Origin of the sequence: Janthinobacterium violaceinigrum (assembly GCF_009208555.1) — a bacterium.
Taxonomy (GTDB): Bacteria; Pseudomonadota; Gammaproteobacteria; order Burkholderiales; family Burkholderiaceae_D; genus Janthinobacterium; species Janthinobacterium violaceinigrum.
Genome location: NZ_WFLI01000050.1, coordinates 1 through 21,834, shown reverse-complemented (window position 1 = coordinate 21,834; position 21,834 = coordinate 1). Strand labels below are relative to the sequence as shown.

The window sequence follows — 21,834 nt, the reverse complement described above, 5'->3', positions numbered from 1 at the left end:
GCTCCGTGTCGTGGTGGGCCGCGCGGTGATCTGCACTTCGGTAAAACCACTATAGAAGTTGGCAACTTGATCTACATCAGAAGAACATCCTTTTATTGCGAGGAGGAACTGCTTGTTTTTTTCGTGACAATTGTCATGGTCGAGTTCGATGCGCAGGGGCGTGGCGGGGCAGGCCGATGGCGCCGCAGGGGGGGCAGGCAGGGGAGGGCGGGGAGGCGGTGCGCGGCCAGGTGGCGGCCGCGCGACAGGGGCGGGGTCAGGCGCCGGGCGGCAATTCGCCCAGCTGGTGCTTGGTGGCGTAGGCGTACAGTTCCAGGCGGTTGTACACGCCCAGCTTGCGGTAGATCGAGGTCAGGTGATTGCGCAAGGTGTGTTCGGAGATGAACAGCTGATCCGCCAGCAGCTTGGCCGGCGTGCCGCTGCCGTGCACCAGCGCGGCGATGATCTTTCTTTCCTTGAGGGTCAGGCTGGCGACGGCGACGGCTTGCGCCGAACCGCCGCCGGGCTGGGTCAGTTGCGTCAGCATGCGTCCCAGCATCGCGTGTTCCAGCCACAGCTCGCCGTGGTACACCTTTTCGATGGCTTTCAGTACCATCTCCGCGGGCGCGTCCTTGCTGACGATGCCGCGCGCGCCCTTGAGCACCGTCTGGTCCAGGATGGCCTGGTCGTGGCTGGCCGTCAGCACCAGCACGCGCGTGCTGCCGCGCTGCGCCAGCGCGGGCAGGATGGCCAGCGAGCTGATGCCGCCCAGGTCCAGGTCCAGCACGATCACGTCCGGCTGCAGCGCCTTCGCCTGTTCCAGCGCCTCGGCGCCGTCGGACGCCGTGGCAACCACCCGCATGCCCGAATGCTCGCCGCCGATCAGCCGCTCCAGGCCCCACAGCATGGTCTTGTGATCGTCCACCAGCATGACGCTGATGGTATGGCTGGCGTGCGGCATGGCGCGATTGTCGTTCATATGGGGATCTCGATCTGCACGGAGGTGTTGCCCAGCATGCTGTGCGTGACGCGGGCGTTGCCGCCCAGGGCGGCGGCGCGCTCGGCCAGCGAGTCGGGCAGGAAATCGGGCACGTGTGCGGCGGCGCACTCATTGTCGATGCTGATGTGCAGCGCGCCCTGTACGCAGGTCAGCTTGACGGCGCCGTGGCGCGCCGAGGTATGCTTGCGGATATTGCTCATGCCCTCGTTGACGATCTGGAACACCTCGGCCGCCAGGCGGTCGTTGATGTGCAGGTCGCCTTCGATGTGCAGGGCGATGTCGATGCCATAGAATTCGCGGATCTGCGTGGCCTGGCGGCGCAGCGCCACCAGCAGTTCCGGCTCGCTTTGCACCTGGCCGTTCTTGAACGTGCGCGCGTAGCTGCGCAGGTCCGTAATCACCTGGCCCGACATGATGATCAGTTTTTCCAGTTCCGGCAGCAGCGGGTTGCCCGGCGTGGCTTCGTTGCGCAGGGCAGCCAGGCCGTGGCGCAGGCCGATATACGGCTGCACGGCCGTGTCATGCAGGTCGCGCGCGATCTTTTCGCGCTCGCGCGAGGCCGCCTGCGAGGCCAGGCGGTCGAGCAGGTCGATGTTTTCAATGACGGGAAACGCCTGCGCGCCTATATGGCTGAGGAACAGGGCGTCCGTCTTGCTCATGCTGGTGGCGGACACGATGAAGATGCGGCCCTTGCCATTACGCAAAGGCAGCGGCGCGCTGATGAAGGCATGCGCTTCGAGCAGCTCGGCCAGGCGGGCTCCTGCCGCCTCGTCATGCCGCAGCCAGCGCCCGCTGTCGGGCTCGAGCATGCGCGCGCCGCCGCTCCACGGCAGCCAGCGTCCCGCGGGCTGGTTGTACAGCGCGATTTTATCGGCGGGAAAAGCAAGCAGGGGGCTGGCGGCATCGTCGCTCAGGAGCGAGCTCGTGTGCACGACGCCCGTTGCCGTCTGAATCACGCTGCGCAGCGACCAGACCCGCGTGCCCTTGTCCTGCATCACCAGCAGGCAACTGCGGCCGTTGAAATAACTGCGGGTTTTTTCCAGCACCGAGGTGATGGTCTGGTCGACGCCGAAGCGGGGATTGGACAGCTGGCTGACGTCGCGCAGCAGCGCCAGGTGGCTGCGCTGCGTGATGGCCGAGCCGCCCCAGTAGGCGATCATGTAGCCGAGCGCCAGCAGGAAGGTGGTGCGCAGCAGCAGGCGCGACAGTTCCGCATCCGTTTCGCCGAACAGGGCGGTGGCGGCGAACAGGCCGGCCGAAGCGAGCGTGACGCGCGCACCCTCCTCGAAGCCCCGCTGGAATGACGAGGTCAGGATGGCAAAGAAGAAAAACAGGAAGAATAAATTGTTGTGGCTGCTGGTGGAAAACACGATCAGCGCATACCAGGCCACGTCCAGCCAGTACAGCAGGATGTCCTGGGGCAGGCTGAAGCCCAGCAGGGTCAGCACGTAGAGCAACAGGCTGTGCATGGTGTAGGCGGAAAAGATCAGCCAGGTAATCCTGCTCAGTTTGCCGGCGCTTTCGGGATCGATGAACAGGGTCAGCAAAGTGGCGCTCGACAGCAGCAAACGCATGCCGTTCACCATGGTCGTATCCATGCCGGCACCCGGCAAGCCGGATCTGAGGGGAGGATCGAGGTTCACAAGCGCTCCTGGCCATGTCCCGCATGGAGGGCCATGCGCAGGGATAGATACCACAGATAAATTCTTGTTATTGTTGCTGCAATCTAGTCACGAGTCTACGCACACGCCGTAAAGATGTCTACTGGAATCCTTTGCCCTACGTTGCTTTTCTTATAGCGGTTGCACCATCACGCGGTTGCGTCCGGCGCGCTTGGCCAGGTACAGGGCGCGGTCGGCGGCGCCGATCAGGGCGGAGATGGCCAGTTGCTGCTGCGGGTGCTGCGTGGCGATGCCGATGCTGACCGTGATGTGCTTGACGTCGTTGCCCGTCTTGGCATGCGGAATGCGCAGGTCGGCCGCCCGCTGGCGGATGGCCTCGGCCATGCTCAGCGCCTGCGCCGCATCCGTGTCGGGCAGGATGGCGGCAAATTCCTCGCCGCCATAGCGGGCCAGCAGGTCGGTGGGGCGCTGCAGCATGGCGGCCAGCTCGGCCGCCACGCGGATCAGGCAGCCGTCGCCCTGCTGGTGGCCATAGTGGTCGTTGTAATCCTTGAAATGGTCGATATCGATCATCAGCAGCGACAGGGGGCTGCCCGTGCGCATGGCGCGCCGCATTTCCTTCTCGATCGCCACGTCGAAATGGCGGCGGTTGGCGATGCCCGTCAAGCCGTCGGCAAAGGTTTGCGAACGCAGCACCATGGTCTGTTCGCGCAGCAGCTTTTCGCGCCCTACGGCGATGGTGACGTCATTGATCTGGATCAGGCAATGGCGCGGCGAACCGGGTAAATTGATCGGTGTGACGGCGATGGCCTGCTGCATGCGTTCCTGGCCTTCTGCCGCACCACTGCCCGCGCCATGCGTGTACAGGGCGAACGGCGCCTTGTGCAGGGTTTGCGACAGCAGCGACTGGAAATTGTCGCGCAGGGCCTGGGTGATGGCCGAATCGATGCGCTTGTGCCGCAGCTCCGGATACACGGCAAAGAAATCCTGGCCCAGCACGGCGTCGGCCGGGCATGCGGAGTGGCGCGCCATCCAGTTATTCCACAGCACGATGCGGTGCTGCTCATCGAGCACGATGGCGCCCAGGTTGACGGCACCGAGTATGCTTTCGAGCAGGGCGAGTCGATGCAATGCATCCGGCATGATCGTCACGCCTGTCCCAGGACCTTGGCCAGGTAGCGGCTGACTTGCTGCTTCAGGTCGTGCAAGGCGGACAGGTCGAGCACAAACGCCACATAGCCGTGGATCTGGTGCTTGGAGAGCACGAAGTCGATATGCAGCATCAGCACGACGGCCTCGTCATCCTGGCCGCCGAACGAGGACAGGATTTCCGCGCTGGTGCCCACGTGGTACAGGGGCAGCGAGCCATGCAGTTCGCTGTCGAACAGGTTGGCCAGGGTGCCGACGCAGGAATTGAGGATGATGTTGCCGATCTCGCTCATCGCTTCCTGTTCCATCTCCGTCAGTTCCTGCAGCGGCATGGCGTCGCCCACCATCAGGCGCACGATTTCCAGGCTCTTGTCTTCCGGGAACATCAGGATGGCTTCGGTGGCGAAGGCGCCGTCGTAATGCTGGCTGACGCCGCAGATGCGCTCGCCATCCTTCTTGCTGCCCAGCAGGGCGGCCGCATCGGCACGGTTCAGGAACGTGATGGAAGGCACCGACATGGTGACTTCTTCATTGACGATCTCGCTCATCGCGGCGGCCGCATGGCCCACCCCGATGTTGAATATCTCTACGAGGGCATCGTTTTCGAGTTCGGAGAGATTGACCATGCTCACAATCCCAGGGATGCGATCAGCTGGTGGATACGAGTTTCCGTGATCGGTTTTTCCATGAAGCCCACGCCCAGTTCGCTGGCGCGCTGGCGGATGGCGTTTTGCACATTCGCCGTGACGAGCACGATGTGCGTTTGCGGGCACAGCGCGCGCAATTGTTCCGCCGCCGCCATGCCGCCCATGCCGGGCATGTTGACATCCAGTAATATCAGGACAGGGGTGGCTGCCTTGACTTTTTCCAGGGCTTCTTCGCCTGTCGCCGCCTCAATGACCTGCCAGTCGGCATGTTTGCTGAGGATGAACTGATGCGACATCAAACGTGAAACCCGGCTGTCATCGACAACAAGTACCTGTTTACTGTGATTCATTTGCTATTCCTGAAACGTCATATCGGTCAATCGTGCCATTTTCGCATATTTTAAAGGGCATAGAGAGTAATTGGCCGCGCAATTGCCCTGAGGCAAATTTTTCCCGCTTCACTGTTGTATCAAATCGAATGCTCGGTCATGATGGCCGGTTGGCCGGGCTGGCAATCCGTTAAAATAGCGCCATTCCTTACTTTAGCTTGAATGCCATGACCCAAGACGAATTGAAGCAAGCCGTAGCCCGCGCCGCCATAGCCTATGTGGTGGACGGTGAAATCATCGGTGTCGGTACCGGTTCCACCGCCAATTTTTTCATCGATGAGCTGGCCAAGATCAAGGACCGCATCAAGGGCACGGTCGCCTCGTCCGAGGCGACGGCTGCGCGCCTGGCCGGCCATGGCATTCCCGTCTTCGACCTGAATGACGTCGAATCGATCGCCGTCTACATCGACGGCGCCGATGAAATCACGGCCAGCGGCGCCATGATCAAGGGCGGCGGCGCGGCGTTGACGCGTGAAAAGATCGTGGCTTCCGTATCGAAACAGTTTGTCTGCATCGCCGACGGCTCCAAGCTGGTGAGCACCCTGGGCGCCTTCCCGCTGCCGGTGGAAGTGGTGCCGATGGCGCGCGCCGCCGTGTCGCGCCAGCTGGCCGCGCTGGGCGGCACGCCCCGCTTGCGCCTGAAGGCGGGCAGCACGGAAGCGTTCATCACGGACAACGGCGGCGAGATCATCGACGTGCTGGGCTTGCAGATCGCCGATCCGGTGGCGCTGGAACAGCAGATCAACCAGATCGTCGGCGTCATCGCCGTGGGCCTGTTCGCCGTGCGCGGCGCCAATGTTTGCCTGCTGGGCATGCCGGAAGGCGTGCGTACCCTGGCGTACTGAGGTGATCGCCGGCGTTTGCCGGCGCAGATGTTTTAGACGGCGGCCCCTTGCGGGCCGCTTGTCATTTGTGCCTGGCGGTACACGGCCACGGTGCGCAGCAGGCCGCCCAGGAAGATGCCGCTGAAGCAGCCGTAGGCGAGGCAGACGGGCACCATGAAGCCGTTCGCCTGGGCATAGGCGGGGGCGATGGACAGGGTCACGGCCACGGCATATTTCATGCAGAAAATGCTCATCATCAAGACCAGGGGCACCCAGCTGCCGGAGCGCTGCACGCTGCCCCGCTCGGGTATGGCGACGGTCTTGCGCGGATCGGCCAAGGTCCAGGCCAGTGCCGCGCCGGCCAGGGCGCCGGCCACCCAGGCGAGCGGCGCCATGCCGGCCAAGCCGAAACTGCCATGCACGCCGCTCAGGGACAGGGCCAGCATGACCAGGGGAATGATGCACAGCTTGCGCAAGGTCACTTCGCGGGCGCGGCTGGCCAGCACGCCGCGGTACACGAGAAAGCCCAGGATGGCCCAGACGTAGAGGGGAGTGTGGCTGAAGATTTGCTGCAACATGGTGTCCGCCTTGGTGTGAGGTTGTCGATGGACGTACTGTGCCAGCGGGCGGCGCGGACGGCGAGGCGGATGCGACGAAACGGGAAAGGTCTGCCGTGAAACAGCGTCAGGCGGCGTGAAACGGGAAGGGATGAGGCGGGAAGCTGCCCGCGGCGCGGTGGCCACGGGCGGGAATAGCGAAAAACTTACTCGGTTGGGGGCACGTAGCCCATGGCCGCATCGGCGCCATCGCCGAAGAAATGCTTTTCCATCTGCGTGGCCAGGTATTTGCGGGCGCGCGCGTCGGCCAGGTTCAGACGGTTTTCATTGACCAGCATGGTCTGGTGCTTGAGCCAGGCAGCCCAGGCTTCTTTCGACACCGATTCGTAAATTTTCTTGCCCAGTTCGCCCGGGTACGGCGGGAAGTCCAGTCCTTCGGCTTCCTTGTTGAGTTTGATGCAGTGGATCGTGCGGGCCATCTGTGCTCCTGAATCAGTGTAGAGATAAAGCGTGATTATAAGGTACTTTGCGCCAGCCCTCGCGGGGCCGTCGCGGCCCGGCGACAGGCCGTTTGCCGCGCCCTTGCGCTGGATCAAATTTGATCTGTACCGTCCTAGCTAGTAAGATGCCTTATCGCGCCAGCCGCTGGCGGCGCCTCGTCCAACCCAGTAGTAGCAATTAACCAAGATGGAATCCCTATGACCTCAGTGAAAGTCCATGGCATCGATGTCAGCAATACGGGCAGCTTTGCGCTGTTTGGCGGCATCAACGTGCTCGAATCGCGCGATCTTGCCATGCGCGCCTGCGAAGAATATGTGCGCGTGACGCAAAAACTGGGCATTCCCTATGTGTTCAAGGCCAGCTTCGACAAGGCCAACCGTTCATCGATCCATTCCTACCGCGGCCCGGGCCTGGAAGAAGGCATGCGCATTTTCCAGGACGTGAAAGCGGCGTTCGGCGTGCCCGTGATTACCGACGTGCATGAGCCATGGCAGGCTCAGCAAGTGGCCGAAGTGGTGGACGTGCTGCAATTGCCCGCCTTTCTGGCGCGCCAGACGGACCTCGTCGTGGCCCTGGCGAAAACCGGTAAAGTGATCAACATCAAGAAGCCGCAGTTCCTCAGCCCTGGCCAGATGGCCAATATCGTCGAGAAATTCAAGGAAGCGGGCAACGATCAACTGATCCTGTGCGACCGCGGCACCTGCCTCGGCTACGACAATCTGGTGGTCGACATGCTGGGCTTTGGCGTCATGAAAAAAACCTGCGACGACCTGCCTATCATCTTCGATGTCACGCATGCGCTGCAGCAACGCGACCCCGGCGGCGCCGCCTCGGGCGGCCGCCGCCAGCAAGTGGCGGACCTGGCCCGCGCCGGCTTGGCCGTCGGCATCGCCGGCCTGTTCCTGGAAGCCCATCCCGACCCCGACAACGCCCGCTGCGACGGCCCCAGCGCCTTGCCGCTGGACCAACTGGAACCGTTCCTGGCGCAACTGAAGGCGCTCGACGACCTGGTCAAATCGTTTGCCCCGCTGAACATCAAGTAATGATGTTCCAGTAATGAAAAAGCCCGGCATGCCGGGCTTTTTCAGTTTTACAGTGTCTTGATCAGTACTTGGGATTTACGTTGCCAGTTATACATATGCTGGCGGTCCTTCGGCAAATCATCGACCGTGGCCGGCACGAAGCCCCGTTTCTTGAACCAGTGCGAAGTGCGCGTGGTCAGCACGAACAGCTTGTTCAAGCCGGCGGCACGGGCGCGGTTTTCCATGTGTTTCAGGATGCGCTCGCCATCGCCCTGGGCTTGCACTTCCGGGTTCACCGTCAAACATGCCATTTCTGCCATCTTTTGTGCGGGGAACGGGTACAGGGCGGCGCAGCCGAAGATCACGCCGTCATGCTCGATGACGGAGAAATAATCGATTTCGCGCTCGATCAGCTCGCGGCCCCGCTTCACCAGCGTGCCATCCGCTTCCAGCGGTTCGATCAGTTTGATGATGCCGCCCACATCTTCGATGGTGGCCTGGCGCAGGCTTTCCAGGTTTTCATGGCTGATCATGGTGCCCACGCCATCATGGGTAAACAATTCCAGCAGGGCGGAACCGTCCATCGAGAACGGCACGATGTGCGAGCGCTCGACGCCGTTGTGGCATGCCTTGACGCAATGTTTCAAGTAAAACGCCGTGGCATCGGGCAAGAAGCCCGCCATCAGCACGGCTTCGGCCTGGTGCGACGACAGTTCGCGGATTTCCACGCCCGTGGCGTCTTCCATCATCGGTGTTTCGGTGATGAAAATCAGCTTGTCCGCGTGCAGGGCGATGGCGGCGCTGCAGGCCACGTCTTCCATGGTCAGGTTGAATGCCTCGCCCGTGGGCGAGAAGCCCAGCGGCGACAGCAGCACCAGGCCGTCCGAACCGAGGATGGAGTGGATGGTTTCGGCATCGACCTTGCGCGTGATGCCCGTCAGCTCCAAGTCCACGCCATCGATCACGCCCAGCGGGCGCGCCGTGATGAAGTTGCCGGAAATGATACGGATGGCCGCATGCGACATGGGCGTGTTCGGCAAGCCCTGGCTGAACGCGGCCTCGATATCGAGGCGCAGCTCGCCGGCGGCTTCCTTCGCGCATTCCAGTGCGGCGATGTCCGTGATGCGCACGCCGTTGTGGAAGCGGCCTTCGACGTTACGCAAGGCCAGTTGTTCCGCCACCTGGGGCCGCGAGCCGTAGACGACGGTGACATTGATGTCCAGCGCATGCAGCAGGGACAAATCATGGGCCAGCACCTGCAGCGCCCCGGCGCTGACGAGTTCACCGGGGAAGGCGACCACGAAGGTCTTGCCGCGAAAGGCGTGGATGTAGGGCGCGACTGAGCGCAGCCATTGGACGAATTGGGTAGGGTTTTCCATTAAGCGCATTATAATTCGCTGCGCGATGTGCGCGCTTAAAATACCTGTAAAAAACAATGTCTTCAGCCAGCAATAAGTCTTCCCCTCTTTCCACCGTTGCAAATGTGCCCGCCAGCGGGGATGTTTCCGCGCCTGCCGCCACGCCTGCGCAGGGCCGCCAGCGCCCGCCCGTGAGCCAGCAACGGCAGCAAGCACCGCGCGCGGAACAGCAGAAACAGCAACAGCAGCAGCGCGCGACAGAGGGCAGGTCCCAGGCCCCGCGTCCACCGCGCGAGGGGCAGGCGCCCCGCCATGAGCCGGCCAGCCGCGAAAGCCGCGAAGCCCGTGACGCGGCCCGTGCCGCGCGCGAAGCCGAGAAAGCCTTCCGCAATCCGCTGCCGCCGATCACGTATCCGGAAGACTTGCCCGTCTCGGGCCGGCGCGAAGAGATCGCCAAGGCCTTGACGGAAAATCAGGTCATCATCGTGTCGGGCGAGACGGGCTCGGGCAAGACGACGCAGCTGCCGAAGATCTGCCTGGAACTGGGACGCGGCCAGAAGGGCCTGATCGGCCACACGCAGCCGCGCCGCATCGCCGCCTCGTCGACGGCCAAGCGCATCGCGCAGGAACTGGGCACGCCCCTGGGCGAAACCGTAGGTTTTAAAGTCCGCTTTGCCGACACGTTGACGAAGGGCGCGTCCGTCAAGCTGATGACGGACGGTATCTTGCTGGCCGAGACGCAGACCGACCCGTTGTTGAAAAACTACGACACCATCATCATCGATGAAGCGCACGAACGCAGCCTGAACATCGACTTCCTGCTCGGCTATCTGAAGCAGCTGCTGCCGCGCCGGCCGGATTTGAAGATCATCATCACGTCGGCCACCATCGACGCGGAACGTTTCGCGCGCCATTTCGGCACGCCGGAAAAACCCGCGCCCGTGATCGAAGTGTCGGGCCGCCTGTACCAGGTGGAAGTGCGCTACCGTCCCGTGGAACGGGAACAGGTGGCCATGCCGGGCGCCGGCAGCAATGCCGACAAGCCGGGGCAAAGGACCGCTGCCGCGCGTGAAAAGCGCGACCTGATGGATGCCGTCGTCGATGGCGTGGAAGAGCTGTGCCGCATCGGCTCGGGCGACGTGCTGGTGTTCCTGCCGGGCGAGCGCGAAATCCGCGACTGCGCCGAAGCGCTGCGCAAGCACCATCCGCCGCATGTGGAGATCCTGCCCCTGTTCGCCCGCCTGTCGGCCGAGGAGCAGGAGCGCGTCTTTAAAACCAGCAATGCGCGCCGCATCGTGCTGGCCACCAACGTGGCGGAAACGTCGCTGACCGTGCCCGGCATCCGCTATGTGGTCGATGCGGGCCTGGCCCGCGTGAAGCGCTACAGCTACCGCAACAAGGTGGAGCAGCTGCAGGTCGAGCCGATCGCCCAGTCCGCCGCCAACCAGCGCGCCGGACGTTGCGGCCGCGTGGCCGACGGCGTCTGCATCCGCCTGTACGAAGAGCAGGATTATCTGCTGCGGCCGAAATTCACGGAGCCGGAAATCCTGCGCTCCTCGCTGGCCGCCGTCATCCTGCGCATGAAGTCCCTGCACCTGACGGACGTGGAAACGTTCCCGTTCATCGAGCCGCCGCTGGCGCGCGCCGTGGCCGACGGCTATCAGCTGCTGCAGGAACTGGGCGCCGTCGATGAAGTCAACAAGCTCACGCCGCTGGGCAACAAGCTGGCCAAGCTGCCGCTGGACCCGCGCGTGGGCCGCATGATCCTCGCCGCGCTCGATAACGCGTGCTTGACGGAAGTGCTGATCGTCGCCTCGGCCCTGTCCGTGCAGGATCCGCGCGACCGCCCGATGGAACACCAGCAGGCGGCCGACGAGGCGCACAAAAAATTTGCCGATGAAAAGTCGGAATTCCTCAGCTATTTGAAAATCTGGCGCTGGTTCGAATCCGCCATCGAGCACAAGAAAACCAACCGCCAGTTGCAAGACAATTGCCGCACGAATTTCCTGTCGCAGATGCGCTTGCGCGAATGGCGCGACGTGCACTCGCAGCTGTTGACCATCGTCAAGGAACAGGGCTGGCGCCTGAACGAAGCGCCCGCCACCTACGACAACCTGCACATGGCCTTGCTGACCGGCTTGCTGGGCAATATCGGTTTCAAGGGCGAGGACGAGCCGGGTGCGGGCTACCTGGGCGCGCGCGGCATCAAGTTCCACATCTGGCCCGGTTCCTCGCTGCTGAAAAAGCCGGGCAAGTGGATCATGGCGGCCGAACTGGTCGACACCACGCGCCTGTACGCGCGCTGCGTGGCGCAGATCCAGCCCGAGTGGCTGGAAAAGGTGGGCGAGCACCTGCTGAAGAAATCATGGGGCGAGCCGCGCTGGGAAAAGCGCTCGGCGCAGGTGACGGCGTCCGAACGGGCGACTCTGTATGGCCTGGTGGTGTACAGCCAGCGCCGCATCAATTACGGCAATTTCAACTTGCCGGAAGCGCGCGAGATTTTCATCCGCGATGCGCTCGTGGGCGGCGACTTCGACACGCGCGCGCCGTTCTTTGCGCACAACCATAAACTGATCAAGGACATCGAAAACCTCGAACACAAGTCGCGCCGCCTGGACGTGCTGGTCGACGATGAATTGATCGCCGCCTTCTACGACAAGCTGCTGCCGGCGGACGTGTGCAATGGCGCCGGTTTCGAAAAATGGCACAAGGAAGCCACGCGCGACAACCCGAAGCTGCTGTACCTGAACCGCGAAGAGCTGATGCGCCACGAGGCGGCCGGCGTGACGACGGATCTGTTCCCGAAAACCATGTCCGTGACGGGCCTGGAAATGGGACTCACCTACCATTTCGAGCCGGGCAGCGTGCGCGATGGCGTGACCTTGAGCGTGCCGCTGTATGCGCTGAACCAGTTGCCGCGCGAGCGCTGCGAATGGCTGGTACCGGGCATGCTGAAGGAAAAAGTGCATTTGCTGCTGAAATCGCTGCCGCAAAAGCTGCGCCGCCACTGCGTGCCGCTGCCTGACTATGCGGCCAAGTTCTGCGAGCGCGTGCATGAAGCAGGCGTGTTTGGGCGCGGCGACCTGGTCGACGCCATCATCGCGGACATCCGCACGCAAATCACGATCAACGTGCTGACGACGGACTTCAAGCCGGAAACCCTGCCTGCCCATCACTTCATGAACTTCAAGGTGATCGACGAGCACGGCCGCCAGCTGGACATGGGCCGCAACCTGGCCACCCTGCAGGCAGAATTCGGCGGCCAGGCGCGCCAGAGCTTCCAGAAACTGGCCGAAGTGTCGGGCGTGTCCGGCACGGGTACGCCGGGTGCCAAGGTGGCGGGCGCGCAAGTGGCGTCGCGGCTGCAGGCGCAGGCGCAGGGGCAGGGCGCCACTGCCGCCGCAGGCAAGGGCGGCGCGCCGGCCAAGGGCGCAGCAACCGCTGCCGCGCCGGCGTCGCCGAATGCCACCGTCTCGCAGCACATGGGTTTGACGGGCTGGACCTTTGGCGAATTGCCGGAATTGCTCGAAATCGTGCAGGGCAAGCTGACCCTGATCGGTTTCCCCGCCCTGGTCGACAAGGGCACGCATTGCGACCTGGAAGTGTTCGACGACCCGACCGTGGCCGCCCGCACGCACAAGATCGGTTTGCGCCGCCTGTTCGCGCTGCAAATGAAGGAGCAGATCAAGTACGTCGAGAAAAGCATCCCCGGCTTGCAGCAGATGGGCATGCAATTCATGGCTCTGGGGTCGCAGGAAGAATTGCGCGAGCAAATCATCAACAAGGCGCTCGACATCGCTTGCCTGCAAGATCCGCTGCCGCTGGACGCCGCCTCGTTTGCCAAGCGCCAGGCGGAGGGCAAATCGCGCCTGGTGTTGCTGGTCAATGAAATCGCCCGCCTGCTGTCGCAAGTGCTGACGGAGTTCCACGGCTTGCCCAAGCGCCTGCAGAATATCCCCGCAGCGGCGGCCACCGATATCCAGTCGCAGCTGCAGGGGCTCGTGCATAAGCGCTTCCTGACGGAAAACGAGTACACGCAACTGGCGCATTTCCCCCGCTACCTGAAGGCGATCAATGTGCGCCTGGAAAAACTGCGCGCCGACCCCGCGCGCGACACCAAGTTGATGGCCGAATGGCAATCGGCCGCCGCACCATACTTGCGCCAGACCAAGGACCGCCAGGCCGGCAAGAATACGGACCCGAAACTGGTCGATTTCCGCTGGATGCTGGAAGAGCTGCGCGTGTCGCTGTTTGCGCAGGAATTGCGCACGCCGATGCCGGTGTCTGCCAAACGTTTGCAGAAGGTATGGGAGTCCATGCAGCGCTGATAGTACCTCTATAAACCTCGCTTAGCTCACTATTGCGTCGGCGTTGCTCACCGGCTCGGCGCCCCCGTACAGAGTACGGTTGCGCTACTCAACGCAATATTGAGCTTGCTCGCTACGGTTTCTAGAGGCACTGTGACACTAACGATGGGCGGCTATAGTCGCTTGTTCGCTAAATTCTGAAGCGTACTCTGCGCTACTTAAGACCTTTCTCGTCAACTACGCTTATCCATCTTGTCATCGCCGAGCGCCGAACGCGAGCCCTGGTCGCCCTGGCTGCCGCCCGTACCGGCGCGGCTGCCGCTCATGGAGCCGCCCGACATGCTGCCTTCACTGCCCGATTGCAGGCTGGCGCCGCCCCGCAGGTCGCTGCCCGGCTGCATGCGGCTGCCCGCCATGGCGCCGCTGCCGTAGCGCATGCCGCTGCCATAGAAGGCTTCCATCTGCTGGTTCCACGCGTCGCTGCCCATGTCGGGCCAGTTGTTCTTGTCGAAGCCCGGTGCGTCTTTCAGCTGGTTTTTTTCCACGTTGAGTAAAAAACGCTTGTTGACGGGGTCCAGGGTCAGGCGTTCCCAGGGCACGGCAAACAGCTTGTCGCCCATGCCCAGGAGGCCGCCGAAGGACAGTACGGCATAGGCGATCTGGCCGGTGCGCATGTCGAGCATGATTTCCTTGATGTCGCCCAGTTCCTCGTCGCTGTGATTGTAGACATCGTCGCCGATCAGGGTGTCGGCCCCCATCAGGGCCGGCCCCGGGCCGTCGTGGTTGCGGTATATGCCCAAGATGTCGCGGTCCAGATAGCTCATGGTGTTCTCTCCTGTCGTGAAGTGCTGATCGAGCACCCAGATTACGCAGGCGCCCAAGGTCGCATTTGATCTGCCTCAATGGTGCCAGCGGCACTTTTATAAGCGTGCAAACGTACGGTGTTGCCAGCCAAGTGCGGTACTCTATGCATTCTACGGAGGAGGCCGCACATGCTGACGATGCAACGATGCACAGGGATGAACTGGCGGTACGCTCCACAACCACGCGCGCGCCACTTGCCATGGTGAAGCCCGCCACGAAATGGCTGCGCGGGCTCTTGCGCGCCGGTAAGGCGCAACAGCGCACGGCGACCAAGCTGGCCAAGGTGCTGTTCGGCCCCGTGCCGGCCAAGCCCAAGGCTCAACCCCGCAGAAAGACGGCGGCCAAGACCGTGGTCAAGCCGCGCGCCAGGCTTGCTGGCGACGCGCTGTCCTCGCTGGCGCCCTTCGCCACGCCCCTGTCGCCCCCGCGTGCGCGCAAGCGCTTGGCGCCCCCGCCCGGCAAGTGGCTGGCGGCCCACTATGCGCCGTTGCCGGAACTGGGGCAGCTGCCGGGCCGGCGCCTGCCGTATTTCCTGTACCTGCCCGACAAGGCGCCGAGCGCCGCCATGCGCAGCCGGGGCCGGCCGCTGCTGGTGATGCTGCACGGCTGCGAACAGAGCGCCACGCAGTTTGCCGAAGGCACGCGCATGAACCGCCTGGCCGAACGCAAGGGCTATGCCGTGCTGTATCCGCAGCAATCGCTGCGTTCGCATGCGCGCCGCTGCTGGAAGTGGTACGACAAGCTGACGCAGGACGGCGGCGGCGACGTGCGCCTGATCGTCGGCGCCATCGAGCAGGTGGCGGCCCGGTACGCGATCGACCGGGCGCGCATCTATATCTGCGGCATTTCCGCCGGCGCCGGCATGGCCCATATCGTGGCCCTGAACCATCCCCATCTGTTCGCCGCGCTGGGCCTGCATTCCGGCCCCGTGTTTGGTGCCGGCCATAATCTGATCGGCGCGCTGCAGGTGATGCAGCACGGCGCCGCGGCCCGTGCCGATGCGGCCATCGATGAAGTGCTGGCGCGCCAGCCCGCGTTTCCCCGCCTGCCCGCCATCCTGCTGCAAGGGCAGGCCGACAAGGTGGTGCGGCCCATCAACCAGACGCAACTGGTGCGCCAGTGCGTGCGCGTGAACCGCCTGCCAGCCGATACCGTGGTGACGGCACAGCGCCTGCCCGGCGGCGCGGCGGGCGGACGCAATCCGGCCCATGCGTACGCCTTGCACGATTATCAGGTGGGCAAGCAGGTGCTGCTGCGCGTGGCGCAGGTCGAGCACCTCGAGCATGCGTGGAGCGGCGGCGACGCCAGCCTGCCGTTCAACGACAAGGCCAAACCCGACGCCAGCAAGATGCTGCTCGATTTCTTCGCCAGCCACCGCCGCGCCTGAGACGGCGTGTCGCGCTGCACTGCACTGCGGCAGGCAGGCACTGGTACGCATCGCTTTTCCCTTCCCCGCATCGCCGGCCGTGCCGCCGCATGGCCGCGCCGGTGCGCTGGCGCGGCCTTTTTTGGGCCCGGCGCCGGATGCCATAAAACTCCGTGTTTCCCGTAAGTGGTATTGTTGCGGTATTTAAAAATCACAAAAACAGGCGATAAAAATAGTAACTGGTATACAATTGGTACACGTTTTCAGTGTCGACTCTGATCGGCCGTCCCATGCCCTGACGGCCGACATGCACTGACGGCAGCCACCCACGTTACGGAACGCGCCATGTCCATCAAGTCCAAGCAGTTGCTGTGGTTTTTTGCGTTTTTTCTCGTCTTTGAACTGAATATCTATCTGTCCAATGACATGATCATGCCGGCGATGCTGGGCATCGTCGGCGAGTTCCAGGCGGAGAACAAGTTCGTTCCCCTGTCCCTGAGCCTGTATCTGCTGGGCGGCAGTTCCCTGCAGATTTTCCTGGGGCCGCTGGCCGACTGCATCGGCAAGCGCAAGCTCGTCCTGACCGGCAATGCCTTGTTCCTGCTGGCCACGCTGGCCGTGCCGTTTGCCGCCTCGATCGAGCAATTTCTCGTGCTGCGTTTCATCCAGGGCATGGGCTGCTGCTTCATCTTCGTCGGCTATGCCATGATCCATGAGTTGTTCGACGACATGGCGGCCGTCAAGCTGAGCAGCATCCTGTCGAGCACCACCATCCTCGCGCCCCTGGCCGGCCCCATCCTGGGCAGCGCCATCATCAGCCGGCTGGACTGGCGCTACGTGTTTTTCCTTTCCGGCCTGCTGGCGCTGCTGTCCTTGCTGGGCCTGTTCAAGACCATGCCGCGCGCGCCGGCGGCGGTGGCGCGGCTGGACCTGGGCGCCATCGTGCGCAGCTACGCGGCCATTTTCAGCAATCGGCGCTTCATGTTCGGCATGTTCACGGCCGGGCTGGCCACCGTGCCCCTGACGGCCTGGATCGGCTTTTCCCCCATCTTCGTGCTGCAGGAGATGGGCGCGTCCTACGCCACGTATATCGCGCTGCAATGCGTGATCCTGTCCGGCTTTGTGCTCAGCAGCATCGCCATCCAGCGCCTGCGGCAGGATTTCCCCCTCGTCTATCTGCTGCGCCTGGGCGGGCTGATCGCGGCCGCCGGCATGCTGGGCGCGGGCGCGGGCCGCCATCACGCCGATGTGTTTGCGGCCTGCATGTTTGTCTATTCCATCGGCTTCGGCCTGTTCAACGGCGCCCTGATCCGCAGCGCGATTACGGCCAGCAAGGAATCGATGACACTGACGACGGCCGCCATGAGCTTGCTGTACTGCATCTATCTGTCCGCCTGGCTGCAGCTGTACAACGTGCTGTGCCAGCGCTTCGGCTATGCGCTGGAAACGTATGCGCTGCTGAATGTCCCCGTCATCGTGGTCATCGCCGCCTGTCTGCTGCTGTTTACGCGGGGCATGGCGGGGGGCCGGGAAAGCGAGGTGCGGCTGGCCCGGCACTGATGGCGCAACGCTGCGCATGTTGTTGACGTGGATTTCCCCCCTGTGAAGCTTATTGACACTCTCCTGCGGAAAATGGTGCGCTCATGAAAATAGATGACCTGGCCTCGAAACACGATCAAGCAAAGATTTTCAATCTGGAATACGAGTTCCGCATCAACCGGCTGAAACTCGATTACATCACCCTGGCCGACGTCCGTCCGGCCGGCAGCGACCTGGAACAACTGGCCGCGGAGCACCAGGCAGGCATCGCCGCCCTGCGCAGCTTCGTCGCCCTGAACTTCAACCATTTCAATGCGGCTAGCTGTTCCTCGCTCAGCTGCATCCCCACGCGCGCGCTCGGCGACGACGAGCGCTACCTGCACCGCATCTGGATGGGCGGACCGCTGCCGGCCATCGCCGGCGATGCCATCGAGCAGTGGGGCGCGGCGCTCGACGACGTGCGCTGCAACGGCGGCGCGCCGTATGTCTCCATCCTGTGGGCCTGGGATGCGCAGCAGCTGCGCAACGACGAGCGCTTCAGCCCCACGGGCGGCGCCGGGCGCTACACGATAGGCCGCTACGCCATCGGCGGCACGACCCTGCATATCAACTCGCTGCGCGCGCTGGCGCTGGACTTCGCGCCGGCCCGCTTCGACCTGCTCGACACCCTGCATACGCAGCGCTACTTCGCCACCCTGTCCGATTATTTCCGCATCCTCATCATGTGCGAATACGGCGGCATGTATATGGATGTCGATACGATCCCCCATAACCCGGCGACGATTTTCCTGATGAAGCCGGAAGTGCCCGACTATTTCCAGCACGGGGACGGGGATGGCGGCGGCGAAGCGCGCCGGCATGTGAGCTGGATGAATCTGTTTCTCGATGAAACGGGCATGCTGATCGCCAAGAAGAACGATGCGGCGCTGCGCGTGATCCAGCGCAATGTGAACCTCGCCTATGCGGGCATCGACGGCGAGATTCCCCGTTCCTGCCCGCAATTCGAGGCGCGGCTGTTCGGCCAGTTCTATGCCGAATGGAAGAAAAACCTGGGCGTGACCCTGCTCAGCCATGCCGAGTTCTACCAGCGCTATTGCGTGCTGTATGACGGCGTGCGCGAAGCGGTGGCGGGCGGCATCCGCGGCATGCGTTTGCTGGACGATATCATTACCGATATGCACATCCCCTTGAGCGACGAAGAGCGGCGCGCCTATGCGCGCTGCGTGGCCAGGCTCGATGAAATCGACTGGCAGCTGGACGATCCTTTGAACCTGGTCAATATCGTCGACGTGTTCGATATCGAGGAAGTGCCGCGCATGGCGTATGCGGCCCAGCTGCGGGCGGAAATCGACCATTTCCACTATTACTCGGTGCTGTCGGACGACCCCCAACTGGACCGCGTGAATGACGTCTTTTGCCGCTACCTGCTGGCCCACCGTTCGCAGCATATTGCCGCCGGTAATTTCTGGCGCCCCACCGTGGGCCGCCATGCCAGCCGCCTGCCCATGGCCAGCGACGTGGCCGCGCCCGATGAGGAAGGCCAGGCGGGCCTGCTGTCGCATGCGCCGCTCAGGCTGGTGCCGGGCAAACTGCTTGGCGACGAGGCGAAGAACCGCATGGCAAAGCTGCTGTTTGCCACCAGCTATCTCGAATACTGCTCGTTCGGCAATAAGCTCAACCTGCAGTTCGTCGAATTGCAGCGGCGGCAGAACATCGATCCGTATCTGGCGCACATCCACGGCCTGCATGACGAGGACGAACGCTTCATCGGCTTTTTCACGGCCGCGACGATGGCCGAGTTCCAGGCTTGCGGCGCCGTCTCGTATTACCGCGACGACATGAAGGCGCTCGACGATGCGTATGACGCCTTCGTGCTCGCGCATGCGCGCGCCGACGACTGTTTCGTCAGCAGCCTGGCCATCGACGAGAAATACCGGGGGCAGGGCTTGTTCCGGCAAATGTTCCATGAAATCCGCGACCTGGCCAGCCGCAAGGGCTGTGCGCGCATCACCTTGACGGTATGGGAAAAGAGCGAAGCGCTGCAAGTGTATCTGCACAAGGGTTTTCGCAGCGTGGGCACGTTCGACTATGCCTACAGCCTGTTTTACGACCGGCTGCACTTCCTCGTGTATGAGGGCAACTAAGGAAACAGAGGAGGGACGAGGGTAGCAGGGGCGGCCGGCAGCCGCCCCGTGCGCAAGCCTACAGGGCCAGGAAGGCCAGGGCCGCCACGGCCGTCGGCAGCAGGGCGCCCGCCAGCAGGCCGACGGCGCCGATCGACTCATCCTTGAAGCCGCGGCGCAGCAGGGCCACGCCGGCCGGATTCGGCGCGTTGGCGATGACGGTCAGGCCGCCGCCGGCCACGGCACCGGCTACCAGCATGTACTTCGCTTCGTCCGTCATGCCGACGATCAGCGAGCCCAGGTAAGTGAGGGCCGCATTGTCCGTAATCGCCGTCAAGCCCAGCGCGCCGAAGAACAGGGCCAGCGGCTTCAGGCTGGAGACGATGGGCTGCAACCACCATTGCTGCATGCCGCCCAGCACCACCAGGCCGCCCAGGAAGAAGCCGACCAGCAAGCCCTCTTTCAGGATCAGGGGGCTTTGATAGCGCTCGTACGCCTGCACGAAACCGAGGAAGAACAGGAACAGGCCGACGAACAGCACGGGATGGTGCGCCAGGGCCACCACGCCGGCCAGCACGATCATGTGCACGAGGCTGACGGCCAGCGGCACTTTCGGCGCTTCCACGTCGCCCACTTTCGGCTTGATGTCGGACGTATTGCTGTGCAGATATTTGCGCAGCAGGATGCTCACGCCCGTGGCGTTGACCAGCACGGCGATGGCGGCTTTCCAGCCGAAATGGCTGGCCATGTAGGCGCTGTCCCAGTTCCACGTGGTGGCCACCATCAGCACGGGCGGCGCCGCGTACGAAGTCAGGGTGCCGCCGATGGAAACGTTGACGAACAGTACGCCCAAGGCGCCATATTTCAGCCATTCAGGGATGCCCTGGCGAAAGATTTGCGGCGCCAGCATCAGCGCGGCCAGGGTCATGGCGGCCGGCTCCGTGATCATCGAGCCCGTCAGGGGCACCAGTGCCAGGCCTAGCCAGACGAGGGCCAGTTCCGTGCGCAGCGGCATCACGCGCGCCACCCCTTTGAGCAGGCGCTGCACGGCGTCGAGCACGGGGCGCGAGGCGGCCACCACCATGACGACAAAGACGAACAGCGGTTCCGTGTACTGGCGCGACTCGGCGTACTCGATGGCCGCATCGCCGCCCGAGACAAAGGCCATGACGATGATCAGAATAAAGGCCCAGAAGCCGAACACGACTTCCACTTCGCCCAGCAAATGCAGCAGGCCCGCATGGCGCGGATGGCGGCTCGCCAATGTTTCAAACGACTTCGCGGCGAAGGTGTGTATGAGCGCAAGGCCGAAGACGATGGCGCTGATGATTTGGATGGTGGTCAAATGAGTTTCCTTATGGACGGAGGAAGCCGCCCGGTGCATTGCCGAGCGGTAAGGAGAGTGCTTATGGTACAGCAATCGATGTGAAAAACGGTGTTTTTCGGACGTGACGGGACGGCCTGCGGGTGGCACTACGCAGATATGCCTTGCCAAAAGCAGGGTCAGATAGTACTGTATATGCATACAGTATTTATCTTGATGAGTCATGATGCAATATTCCCAATTGATGGCCTCGCCGGAAGCCTTGCACCCGTCCCTGTGGCGCGCATCGCAGCTGGGGCAGGGCGCCACGCGCTGCCTGGACACGGGCTTTGCCGCCCTGTCCGCGCAGCTGCCCGGCGGTGGCTGGCCCTGCGGCAGCCTCATCGATCTGCTGGTGCAGCAGCCGGGCAGCGGCGAATTGCGGCTGCTGGCGCCCGCGCTGGCGCAGTTGCCGGGCTTGCCCATCGTGCTGCTGCAGCCGCCCCATCCGCCGCAGGCGCTGGCCCTGGCCGCGCAGGGGCTGGCGCCATCGCAGCTGCTGTGGCTCAAGAGCGCCGGCAGCAAGGATGCCTTGTGGGCGGCAGAAAATATCTTGCGCAGCGGCAGTTGCGGCGCCTTGCTGTTCTGGCAATCGCACGTGCGCGCCGACAGCCTGCGCCGCCTGCACCTGGCGGCACAAAGCGGCAACACCGTGTTCTGCATGCTGCGCCCCTTGCACGGCGCACAGGATGCGTCGCCGGCACCGCTGCGCCTGTCCGTGCGCCCGGCCGCCGGCGGCATCGAGATCGGCTTCATCAAGCGCCGGGGACCGCAGCGCGATGCGCCGCTGTTCCTGCCCCTGCAACCTCCTTCATTATTGCTGCGTCATGCGACTCTGGATCGGCCTGTGCCTGCCCCGGCTCCCGCTCGAAGTATTTTGCCCGCGCTGGTCGGCTGACCACCTGGGCGTGGTGCTGGAGCAGGAGCAAGTGATGGCCGTGTCGCCGCTGGCGCGGGCGGCCGGCATCCGGCCCGGCATGCGCCGCGCGGGTGCGCTGATGCTGGCGCCGCAGGCGCGCCTGCACGAACGCTCGCCCGAGCTGGAAGCGCAGGCCCTGCAAGCGGTGGCGCTGGCGCTGCTGCAATACTCGCCGCTGGTGGCGCAGGCGGAAGAAGCGACCCTGCTGGTCGATGCGGGCGCCAGCCTGCGCCTGTTCGGCGGCGTGCGCGCCCTGTGCCGGCAGATTGCGGCCAGCCTGCGCGCGCTGGGCTACACGGCCCAGC

Annotated in this window: 18 protein-coding genes; 8 read left to right on the top strand and 10 right to left on the bottom strand. The window is 63.6% G+C overall.

Annotated features, from left to right (window positions below; genetic code table 11):
* Positions 1 to 256 precede the first annotated feature (256 nt).
* The 5 genes from GCN75_RS26230 to GCN75_RS26210 form a co-directional block, all read right to left on the bottom strand.
* Positions 257 to 958, bottom strand: a complete 702-nt coding sequence (locus GCN75_RS26230; protein WP_226941577.1) for a response regulator — start codon at positions 956 to 958, stop codon at positions 257 to 259.
* Entirely contained in the window at positions 955 to 2,622 is a 1,668-nt protein-coding gene (locus GCN75_RS26225) for a sensor histidine kinase (protein ID WP_152284978.1), read from the bottom strand. Before GCN75_RS26225 ends, GCN75_RS26230 begins: the two co-directional genes overlap by 4 nt.
* Before the next feature lie 150 nt (positions 2,623 to 2,772).
* The gene (locus GCN75_RS26220; protein WP_152284977.1) at positions 2,773 to 3,744 is read right to left on the bottom strand and encodes a GGDEF domain-containing protein; all 972 of its coding nucleotides are present in this window, start codon (positions 3,742 to 3,744) and stop codon (positions 2,773 to 2,775) included.
* A 5-nt stretch (positions 3,745 to 3,749) separates the two neighbouring features.
* On the bottom strand, positions 3,750 to 4,376 hold the full coding sequence (locus GCN75_RS26215) for a chemotaxis protein CheC (RefSeq protein ID WP_034786994.1): 627 nt from the start codon (positions 4,374 to 4,376) through the stop codon (positions 3,750 to 3,752).
* 2 nt (positions 4,377 to 4,378) lie between these two features.
* Positions 4,379 to 4,747 carry a response regulator gene (locus tag GCN75_RS26210; RefSeq protein ID WP_152284976.1) on the bottom strand — a complete coding sequence of 123 codons (369 nt, stop codon included), beginning with the start codon at positions 4,745 to 4,747 and terminating at the stop codon, positions 4,379 to 4,381.
* A gap of 206 nt (positions 4,748 to 4,953) precedes the next feature.
* Between GCN75_RS26210 and rpiA the strand changes: the two genes are divergently transcribed.
* A complete protein-coding gene (gene rpiA, locus GCN75_RS26205) occupies positions 4,954 to 5,631 on the top strand; it encodes a ribose-5-phosphate isomerase RpiA (RefSeq protein ID WP_152284975.1) in 678 nt (225 codons plus the stop codon).
* Positions 5,632 to 5,663: 32 nt separating this feature from the next.
* Here rpiA and GCN75_RS26200 read toward each other — a convergent pair whose 3' ends face one another.
* Positions 5,664 to 6,353: a DUF6622 family protein gene (locus GCN75_RS26200; protein WP_319633309.1), complete on the bottom strand. Its 690-nt coding sequence runs from the start codon at positions 6,351 to 6,353 to the stop codon at positions 5,664 to 5,666.
* 20 nt (positions 6,354 to 6,373) lie between these two features.
* The gene (locus tag GCN75_RS26195) at positions 6,374 to 6,646 is read right to left on the bottom strand and encodes an oxidative damage protection protein (protein WP_034750797.1); all 273 of its coding nucleotides are present in this window, start codon (positions 6,644 to 6,646) and stop codon (positions 6,374 to 6,376) included.
* A gap of 219 nt (positions 6,647 to 6,865) precedes the next feature.
* Here GCN75_RS26195 and kdsA point away from each other — a divergent pair, with 219 nt between their 5' ends.
* Complete coding sequence (gene kdsA / locus GCN75_RS26190; RefSeq protein WP_034750794.1) at positions 6,866 to 7,711, top strand: 3-deoxy-8-phosphooctulonate synthase; 846 nt, start codon at positions 6,866 to 6,868, stop codon at positions 7,709 to 7,711.
* A gap of 47 nt (positions 7,712 to 7,758) precedes the next feature.
* Here kdsA and argA read toward each other — a convergent pair whose 3' ends face one another.
* Complete coding sequence (argA, locus tag GCN75_RS26185; RefSeq protein WP_046685875.1) at positions 7,759 to 9,069, bottom strand: amino-acid N-acetyltransferase; 1,311 nt, start codon at positions 9,067 to 9,069, stop codon at positions 7,759 to 7,761.
* 56 nt (positions 9,070 to 9,125) lie between these two features.
* Here argA and hrpA point away from each other — a divergent pair, with 56 nt between their 5' ends.
* A complete protein-coding gene (hrpA, locus tag GCN75_RS26180; protein WP_152284973.1) occupies positions 9,126 to 13,376 on the top strand; it encodes an ATP-dependent RNA helicase HrpA in 4,251 nt (1,416 codons plus the stop codon).
* 212 nt (positions 13,377 to 13,588) lie between these two features.
* Here the strand turns inward: hrpA and GCN75_RS26175 are convergent, their stop codons facing one another.
* Positions 13,589 to 14,179: a PRC-barrel domain-containing protein gene (locus GCN75_RS26175; protein WP_152284972.1), complete on the bottom strand. Its 591-nt coding sequence runs from the start codon at positions 14,177 to 14,179 to the stop codon at positions 13,589 to 13,591.
* Between the two features lie 185 nt (positions 14,180 to 14,364).
* Between GCN75_RS26175 and GCN75_RS26170 the strand changes: the two genes are divergently transcribed.
* The 3 genes from GCN75_RS26170 (at position 14,365) to GCN75_RS26160 (ending at position 19,268) form a co-directional block, all read left to right on the top strand.
* Complete coding sequence (locus GCN75_RS26170; protein WP_319633308.1) at positions 14,365 to 15,606, top strand: extracellular catalytic domain type 1 short-chain-length polyhydroxyalkanoate depolymerase; 1,242 nt, start codon at positions 14,365 to 14,367, stop codon at positions 15,604 to 15,606.
* A 324-nt stretch (positions 15,607 to 15,930) separates the two neighbouring features.
* Positions 15,931 to 17,145, top strand: coding sequence for an MFS transporter (locus GCN75_RS26165; RefSeq protein WP_152284971.1), 1,215 nt, complete (start codon positions 15,931 to 15,933; stop codon positions 17,143 to 17,145).
* A gap of 83 nt (positions 17,146 to 17,228) precedes the next feature.
* Positions 17,229 to 19,268, top strand: coding sequence for a GNAT family N-acetyltransferase (locus tag GCN75_RS26160; protein WP_152284970.1), 2,040 nt, complete (start codon positions 17,229 to 17,231; stop codon positions 19,266 to 19,268).
* 58 nt (positions 19,269 to 19,326) lie between these two features.
* On the opposite strand, the gene GCN75_RS26155 is transcribed toward GCN75_RS26160, so the two are convergent.
* Entirely contained in the window at positions 19,327 to 20,592 is a 1,266-nt protein-coding gene (locus GCN75_RS26155; protein WP_152284969.1) for a putative Na+/H+ antiporter, read from the bottom strand.
* A 205-nt stretch (positions 20,593 to 20,797) separates the two neighbouring features.
* Between GCN75_RS26155 and imuA the strand changes: the two genes are divergently transcribed.
* Positions 20,798 to 21,508, top strand: a complete 711-nt coding sequence (imuA, locus tag GCN75_RS26150) for a translesion DNA synthesis-associated protein ImuA (RefSeq protein WP_152284990.1) — start codon at positions 20,798 to 20,800, stop codon at positions 21,506 to 21,508.
* A partial coding sequence (locus GCN75_RS26145) for a Y-family DNA polymerase (protein ID WP_449768872.1) occupies positions 21,438 to 21,834 on the top strand: 397 nt, incomplete at its 3' end. The genes imuA and GCN75_RS26145, both read left to right, overlap by 71 nt.